Source organism: Georgenia sp. G2120 (genome assembly GCF_055326485.1).
Window position 1 is genome coordinate 230,125 of sequence record NZ_JBUZNL010000006.1, and the last position, 7,955, is coordinate 238,079.

The following is a 7,955-nucleotide window of genomic DNA, read 5'->3' on the forward strand; positions in this document are numbered from 1 at the left end:
AGCACATGACCACCGTCGTCGTACTCGGGTCCGGCATCATGGCGACAGCCCTGACCTTCCCGCTCCGTCAGAACGGGCACGAGGTCCGGCTCGTCGGGACCCACCTCGACCGCGACATCATCGAGTCGATCCAGACCACCGGTCGGCACCCCGACCTCGACCTCGTGGTGGAGGACGGGATCACGGCGTACCAGCTCGAGGACGCGGAGCAGGCGTTCGACGGCGCCGACGTCGTCATGTCCGGCGTCAACTCCTTCGGCGTGGACTGGGTCGGGGAGCAGCTCGCCCGCCTCCTGCGGCCCGGCCAGACCGTCCTCTCGGTCACCAAGGGCATGCTGGCCGACGACGACGGCACCCTCGAGATGATCCCCGACGCCCTCAAGCGGATCGTCGGCGACGAGCTCGCGGGGCAGGTCGACTGGGCCGCGATCGTCGGCCCGTCGATCGCCGGCGAGCTCGCGGTCGGTCACGACACGGCGGTCGTCTTCTCGGGCGACAAGGAGGAGGTGGTCGAGCGCCTCGCGCAGCTGTTCCGTACGGACTACTACCACGTGTGGACGACGACCGACTTCCTCGGCGCCGAGATCGGCGCGGCCACGAAGAACATCTACGCGTTCGCGGCCGGGTTCGGGGAGGGGCTGCAGCTCAAGGAGGGCGACGACGCCAACGAGCGCTACCGCCGCCTCAACCTCACCGCGGCGATCTTCGCCCAGGGCGCGCAGGAGATGCACCGCTTCTACGAGATCCTCGGGGGCGACCCGAGGATGGTCTGGGGCCTGCCCGGCGTGGGGGACATGCACGTGACCTCGGCCGGCGGCCGCAACGTCAAGGCCGGCACCTACGTCGGCTCCGGCATCCCGTTCTCCGAGGTCCGCGACTCCCTGATGAAGGGCGTCACCCTCGAGGGCGTCAACGCGATCCGCGTGGTCGGGGCGGCGATCGAGAAGCAGATCGAGCGCGGCGTGCTCGAGGCCCACGAGTTCCCGCTGCTGCGCCACCTGCACGGGATCATCGCGCGCGACGAGCCCATCGACCTCCCGTGGGACGAGTTCTTCGGGGGGCGGAAGTGAGCGACGACCCGCTCGTCATCGCGATCGACTCCTCGACCTCGGCCACCAAGGCCGTCGTCGTGGACGCGGCAGGCAGGACCCTGAGCGAGGGCCGGGCGGAGATCGACCTGCTCCAGCCGCGGATGAACCACTACGAGCACGACGCCCGCCAGTGGTGGTTCTCCACCGACTCGGCGGTCGGGCGCGCGGTGGGCGGCCTGAGCGCCGAGCAGAAGGCGCGCGTCGCCGCGCTCGCGATCACCCACCAGCGCGAGAGCTTCGTGCCGGTGGACGCGACGGGCGCGCCGACCCGGAACGCGGTGCTGTGGCTCGACTCGCGCGCGGCGAAGCAGATCCGTGAGCACGGGTCCGACGAGATCCACCAGCTCTCCGGCAAGCCGGCCGACACCACGCCGGCGCTCTACAAGATGATCTGGCTCAAGGAGAACGAGCCCGACGTCCTGGCGGGAGCGGACAAGGTGGTCGACGTCCACGCCTACCTCGTGCACGCGATGACCGGCCGCTGGGTCTCCTCCCACGCCTCGGCCGACACGCTCGCGCTGTTCGACATCGAGGCGCTCGACTACTCCGACCAGCTGCTCGAGCTCGCCGGCGTGCGCCGCGACCAGATGGCGGAGCTCGCGGCCCCCGGGGACGTGGTCGGCGAGCTCGACCTCGAGGTGGCGCAGCACTGGGGGCTCAAGCACACGGTGCCGGTGATCTCCGGGCTCGGCGACGGGCAGGGCTCCGGTCTCGGCACCGCCGCCATCGACCCCGAGGTCGCCTACATCAACATCGGCACCTCGATCGTGGCCGGCGTGCACTCGGCCGACTACCGGTACGGGAAGGAGTACCGCACGCTCGCCGCGGGGCTCGCGGGGCAGTACGTCCTTGAGATCGTGCAGAACTCGGGATCGGTGCTCGCGAACTGGTTCCGCTCCGAGCTCGGGAAGCCGGAGCTCGACGGGAGGCCGGACCCCGAGCTCGAGGCGGCGGCCGCGAAGGTCGCCATCGGCGCCGAGGGCCTGCTCACGCTCCCGTACTGGAACGCCGTGCAGTCGCCGTGGTGGAACCCGGTGGCGAGCGGTGCGATGGTCGGCTTCGGCGGCGCACACACCCGCGCCCACATGTACCGCTCGATCCTCGAGGGCACCGCGTACGAGCTGCGGCAGAACCTCGCCGGGATGCAGCGGGGCACCGGCACGCGGCTGACCGAGCTGCGTGCCACGGGCGGGGGGTCGCGGTCCGACCTGTGGACGCAGATCCTCGCGGACACCGTGGGGCTGCCGATCGTGGCCTCCGGCGTCGAGGAGGTCTCCGCCCAGGGAGCGGCCGTCCTCGCGATGGCGCACACGGGCGTCCACGGCGACGTCCCCGCCACCGCTCGGGCGATGGCGCGGACCGGGCACGTGACCGAGCCTGACGAGAAGCGGGGCGAGGAGTATGCGCGCTGGGGCGAGGCCCAGGCCACGCTCTACGAGCACCTCGAGCCCGTCTACGAGCGCCTGTGGGAGCTCACGGGGGAGTGACGCCCCGCGGGTGAGGGCGCGGCCGGGCCGGTGCGGGTGACCGCACCGGCCCGGTGTGCGCCCGTCGTCGGAGGCACGAGCGTCCGCGACGGGACGGACGCACCTTCGTCGTCGTGGACGCGGGTTCCGGATGCCTGCACGCTGCGAGCTCGCAGACCTGCTCGACCATCGCCGGCATACTCGCGCCATCACAAGTGTGCTGTTGTTTTTCACGCGCGTGATGTGGGATGCTCGATGCGCGGTCCGACGTCGGGCCGTGGGACCCACCGCCGAGCCCGCAGCGTCCGGCCGGGCGTCCCCCGTGGTCACGCCGAGACCTGCGACCCAGGAGAGCTGTCATGACGACGATCACCATCCTCGGTGCCGGTGCGATGGGCTCCGCCCTCGCCACCCCGTACCGCGCCCAGGGCCACGACGTCCGACTCTGGGGCACCTGGCTCGACGACCACCTCCTCGACGCCGTCGAGGCCGGCCGGCCGCACCCGCGCACGAACGTCCGGCTCGCCGAGGGCACCCGGCTCTTCCGGTCCGGCGAGCTCGAGGCCGCGCTCGACGGCGCCGAGTACGTCGTCCTCTCGGTCGCCTCCGTCGGCGTCGAGAAGGTCGCCGAGCTCGCGCTGCCCGGCATCGCCAGGGCGCGTGCCCTCCTGCTCACCTCGAAGGGTTTTGCCCCCGATGCCGAGGGCCGGATCGAGCTCCTGCCCGACGCCGTGCGGCGGGTCGCCGCCACGAGCGGCACCCCGCTGCCGCCGATCGTCGCCGTCGGCGGGCCCTGCAAGGCCAACGAGGTGGCGGCCGACCGCTGGACCGCCACGCTGTACGCCGGCAAGGACGAGGCGATCGTGGCGGAGGTGGCCGACTCGCTCAGCTCGACCACGTACCGCATCGAGGGCGCGACCGACGAGGTCGGGCTCGAGGTGAGTGCCCCGATGAAGAACGTCTACGCCATCGCGCTCGGCATCGCCGACGGACTCCACGAGGCACACGACGAGCCGTTCCACAACCTCAAGTCCGCGACGTTCGCCCAGGCGGTCCGCGAGATCGCGGCCCTCGGCGAGGCGCTCGGCGGCCGCGCCGAGACCGTGTACGGCCTCGCCGGGGTGGGGGACCTCGAGGTGACCGGGCTGTCCGGGCGCAACAAGGTCTACGGCTCGCGCATCGGACGGGGCGAGGAGGCAGGGGCGGCGCTCGAGGCGATGGTCGCGGCCGAGCAGACCGTCGAGGGCGTCCCCGCCGCGGGTCTCGCGGTGCGCCTCGTCGAGCAGATCGGTGGCTCTCTGCCGGATCGGATGCCGCTGCTCGCCGCGGTCGCGGCCGTCATCGACGGCGCCGAGGATCCGGCCGGACGCGTCGCCGCCGCGGTCCTGCCGTGACGGAGCACGTCCCCACGACGAGCCGCACCGCCGCGTCCGGCACCGTTGCGTCGACGTCCGACGTATCCGTGAGCCGCGTGTGCGGGCGGAGCGCCGAGGAGCGCCGATGAACCAGGAGGACGCGCGCGGCGCCGGGGAGCTGAGCCGACGGCGCCACCGGCTCGCGGACATCGTGGTCGAACGCGGCTCGGTCCAGGTCGAGGAGCTCGTCGGCGAGCTCGGCGTCTCGGCCATGACCGTCTACCGGGACCTCGCCGCGCTCGAGCAGCTCGGCCTCCTCGCGCGCTCGCGCGGAACGGTGACGTCGGTGGTCACCTCGCTCGTCGAGGCGTCGGCCGCCTACCGTCTCGCCCGGGACACCGCGGTCAAGGACCAGCTCGGGACGGTCGCGGCGAGCCTCGTCCCGCCGGACAGCGTCCTCATGCTCGACGACTCGACGACCGGCCTCCACGTGCTCCGGGCCCTCGGGGACACGAGTGGTCTGACGGTCATCACACACAGCCAGTTCGTCGCCACGGAGGCGCAGGGTATGGACGGCGTGCGCCTGCACATGGTCGGCGGCCGCTGGACCGCCTGGGCGCAGGCCTACCACGGTCCCGCCACGGTGGCCGCCCTGCGCGAGCTGAGCGCCGACTGCTGCGTCATGTCGGCGACCGCGATCTGGGACGACGCGATGCACCACCCCGACGGCGACGTCACCGAGATCAAGCGCACCATGCTCGCGCGGTCGGTGCGCAAGATCCTCGTCGTCGACTCGAGCAAGTTCGCGAGGCGTGCCATGCACCGCGTGGCCGACCTCGCGCAGGTCGACGACATCGTCGTCCCGTCCTCGCTGCCCGAGGAGCGCGTCGACCACCTGCGCGACCTCGGCCTGCGCGTCCACCTGGCATGATCCCCGTGAGACCGTCAGCACCAGTGAAGGAGACCGAGATGTCGACGTCCCCCCAGGTCCGCACCCGTGGTCGGAGCCACCGATGAGGGCGGTCGTGCTGCGCGGGAAGGGCGACGTCGTCCTCACCGACGTCGAGACGCCCCGCCCCGGACCCGGTGAGGTGCTGCTCGAGGTGGCGGCCAACACCGTGTGCGGGACCGACGTGCGCCTCGTGCGCGGGGAGAAGGACGCCCGCCCCGGGGTCGTCCTCGGCCACGAGGCCGCCGGCGTGGTCCACGAGGTGGGCGAGGGCGTGAGCGCCGTGTCCGTCGGTGACCTCGTCGCGGTCCTGCCGACGATCTCGTGCGGCTCGTGCTACTTCTGCCGGCGCGACCTCGAGCACCACTGCGAGCAGGCTCGCCTGTTCGGCTACCAGGTCGACGGCGGGCTCGCTGAGTACCAGCTGGTCCCGGCCGACGCGGTCGCGCGCGGCAACCTCGTCCCGGCCCCCGCGGGCACGGACCCGGCACACCTCGCGCTCGCCGAGCCACTGGCATGCGTCCTCAACGGTCTGCGCGAGTACATGGTCGAGCTCGGGGACACCGTGGTCGTCATGGGCGCCGGGCCGATCGGCCTCCTGCACGTGCAGGTCGCACTCCTGCGCGGGGCGCGGAACGTCGTCGTCACCAACCGCTCGGCCGAGCGCCGGCAGGTCGCCTTCGACATGGGCGCCACCCTCGCCCTCGACCCGACCACGGACGACGTCGACTCCGAGGTACGGGCGCTGACGGACGGCCGCGGCGCCGACGTCGCCGTCGTCTCCATCGGCGTGCCCGAGCTGTTCTCCGAGGCGTCGAGGCTCGTGCGCATCGGCGGCCGGGTGAGCGCGTTCGCCGGGTTCCCCAAGGGCGGCACCGCCGTCATCGACCCGAACGACATCCACTACGGCCAGCTCACCGTCACCGGCGGGTCGAACTGCCGCCGGTCCGACTACCACCAGGCCGTCGACCTGCTCGCCTCCGGCGCGATCGACGGGTCCCGGTACGTCACCCACCGCTTCGGGCTCTCGGACGCGCTCGACGCGATCGAGACGACCGCGCAGCGCGGCGGGATCAAGGTCGCCGTCGTCCCGGATGCGGAGGCCGGCCCCGCCTGACCCGGCTGCGGCCCACGCCGCACGGTCGTCGGCGCCGATGAGTCGTCGGAGCGCCGTCCGTCGTCGTCGGAGGCCACGTCCTCCCGGTCCCGACCCGACCCGATCCGACCTGCTCGACCGTCCCGGCCCCCCACCCCGACCATCCACCCATCACCCATCACCCATCACCCATCACCCATCACCAGCACGACATCGAAGGAGCTGTCATGACCAAGCTCGTCAACGACCCGTCGGACTTCCCGGCCGAGCTCGTCTCCGGGTTCGCCGCCGCGTTCCCCCACCACGTCCGCGAGGTGTACGGTGGCGTCGTCCGCGCCACCCGCACGCCCCAGGGCAAGGTCGCCGTCCTCACCGGCGGCGGCACCGGCCACTACCCGGCCTTCATGGGCTGGGTCGGCCCCGGCTTCGCCGACGGCGGCGTGACCGGCAACATCTTCGCCTCGCCCTCGGCCGCGCAGGCCGTGTCGGTCGCCAAGGCCGCCGAGCGCGGCGGCGGCGTCATCATCGGCTTCGGCAACTACGCGGGCGACGTCCTGCACTTCGGCGACGCCGTCGAGCGGCTCCGGGCCGAGGGCATCGACGCGCGCGCACTGGTCGTCACGGACGACATCGCCTCGGCCGGGGTCGACGAGATCGAGAAGCGCCGCGGCATCTCCGGCGACCTGCCCGTCTTCAAGATCGCGGCCGCGGCGGCGGAGGAGGGCATGGACATCGACGAGGTCGAGCGCGTGTTCCGCCACGCGAACGACCGCACCCGCACCCTCGGCGTCGCGTTCTCCGGCTGCACCCTGCCCGGCTCCGACGAGCCGCTCTTCACCGTGCCCAAGGGGCGGCTCGGCATCGGCCTCGGCGTGCACGGCGAGCCCGGTATCGATGAGACCGACCTCGGCACCGCCGACGAGACGGCGACCACGCTGGTCGAGGCGCTGCTCAAGGAGCGACCCGAGGGGGCGGACGGCCGCGTGGTCGTCCTGTTCAACGGCCTCGGCACCGCCAAGTACGAGGAGATGTTCGTCGCCTACCGGACCATCGAGGGTCAGCTCGAGGCGGCGGGCCTCACGGTCGTCGACCGGCTCGTCGGCGAGCTCGTCACCTCCCTCGACATGGGTGGTGTCTCGCTCACGCTCGTGTGGGTCGACGACGAGCTCGAGCGCCTGTGGAAGGCCCCCTGCGACACCCCGACCGTGAAGATGGGGCAGATCGCCGGCGAGGAGCTCACCGCCGACGAGATCCAGCAGGTCGAGTCTGCCGAGCAGGCGATCCCCGAGGCCGACGACGCCGGGAAGGCCGCCGCGGCGCGCCTCGTCGAGGTGCTGTCCTCGGTCTCCGAGGCGCTGGCCGCGAAGAAGGACGAGCTCGGCGAGCTCGACACCTTCGCCGGCGACGGCGACCACGGCACCGGGATGGCGCGCGGCTCGAGCGAGGCCCTGGCCTCCGCCCGGGAGGCCGCCGACGCCGGTGCGGGTCTGCGCACGGCGCTCGGTCGCGCGGGGGAGACCTGGTCCGACCGTGCGGGCGGCACGTCCGGCGCGCTGTGGGGCGCGCTGCTCAACGCTGCCGCGGGCGAGCTGTCCGACACCGGAGCTCCGAGCGCCGACGACCTCGTCCGAGCCGCGAAGGCCGCCGTCGACGCCGTCGCTCGCGTGGGCGGGGCCGTGGCCGGTGACAAGACGATGCTCGACGCGCTCCTGCCCGGGATCGACGCCCTCGGTGCCGGTGACTGGGCCGCCGCCGCGGTGGCCGCCCAGCAGGGCGCCGAGTCGACCGAGCAGATGCGTCCCAAGCTCGGCCGCGCCCGACCGCTCGCCGAGAAGTCGGTCGGCCACGCGGACCCCGGCGCGGTGTCCGCCGCGCTCGTCGTCCGTACGATCGCCCGGCACGCGGGCACCGCCAGCTGAGGCAGCGCCGCTCACCTGTATGACGAGTGAGGTGATTCCTCCTCACGAGTGAGGGCCGCCGGGGCGCCACAACATGGCG

Annotated in this window: 6 protein-coding genes; all 6 read left to right on the top strand. The window is 72.9% G+C overall.

Annotated elements, in window-relative coordinates; all coding sequences use genetic code 11:
- Positions 1-5 precede the first annotated feature (5 nt).
- The 6 genes from ACZLMO_RS09220 to ACZLMO_RS09245 all read left to right on the top strand — a co-directional run bounded on the left by ACZLMO_RS09220 (position 6) and on the right by ACZLMO_RS09245 (position 7,876).
- Complete coding sequence (locus tag ACZLMO_RS09220; RefSeq protein ID WP_425715066.1) at positions 6-1,070, top strand: NAD(P)H-dependent glycerol-3-phosphate dehydrogenase; 1,065 nt, start codon at positions 6-8, stop codon at positions 1,068-1,070.
- Complete coding sequence (locus ACZLMO_RS09225) at positions 1,067-2,578, top strand: xylulokinase (protein ID WP_425715065.1); 1,512 nt, start codon at positions 1,067-1,069, stop codon at positions 2,576-2,578. The genes ACZLMO_RS09220 and ACZLMO_RS09225 overlap by 4 nt, the downstream gene beginning before the upstream one ends.
- 338 nt (positions 2,579-2,916) lie before the next feature.
- Complete coding sequence (locus ACZLMO_RS09230) at positions 2,917-3,951, top strand: NAD(P)H-dependent glycerol-3-phosphate dehydrogenase (RefSeq protein WP_463653550.1); 1,035 nt, start codon at positions 2,917-2,919, stop codon at positions 3,949-3,951.
- Positions 3,952-4,057: 106 nt separating this feature from the next.
- Positions 4,058-4,843 (top strand): DeoR/GlpR family DNA-binding transcription regulator, encoded by a 786-nt coding sequence (locus ACZLMO_RS09235; protein ID WP_425715063.1) that lies wholly within the window; start codon positions 4,058-4,060, stop codon positions 4,841-4,843.
- Between the two features lie 82 nt (positions 4,844-4,925).
- Positions 4,926-5,978 carry a zinc-binding dehydrogenase gene (locus tag ACZLMO_RS09240; protein WP_425715062.1) on the top strand — a complete coding sequence of 351 codons (1,053 nt, stop codon included), beginning with the start codon at positions 4,926-4,928 and terminating at the stop codon, positions 5,976-5,978.
- Positions 5,979-6,184: 206 nt separating this feature from the next.
- On the top strand, positions 6,185-7,876 hold the full coding sequence (locus tag ACZLMO_RS09245) for a dihydroxyacetone kinase family protein (protein ID WP_463653551.1): 1,692 nt from the start codon (positions 6,185-6,187) through the stop codon (positions 7,874-7,876).
- Positions 7,877-7,955: the final 79 nt, after the last annotated feature.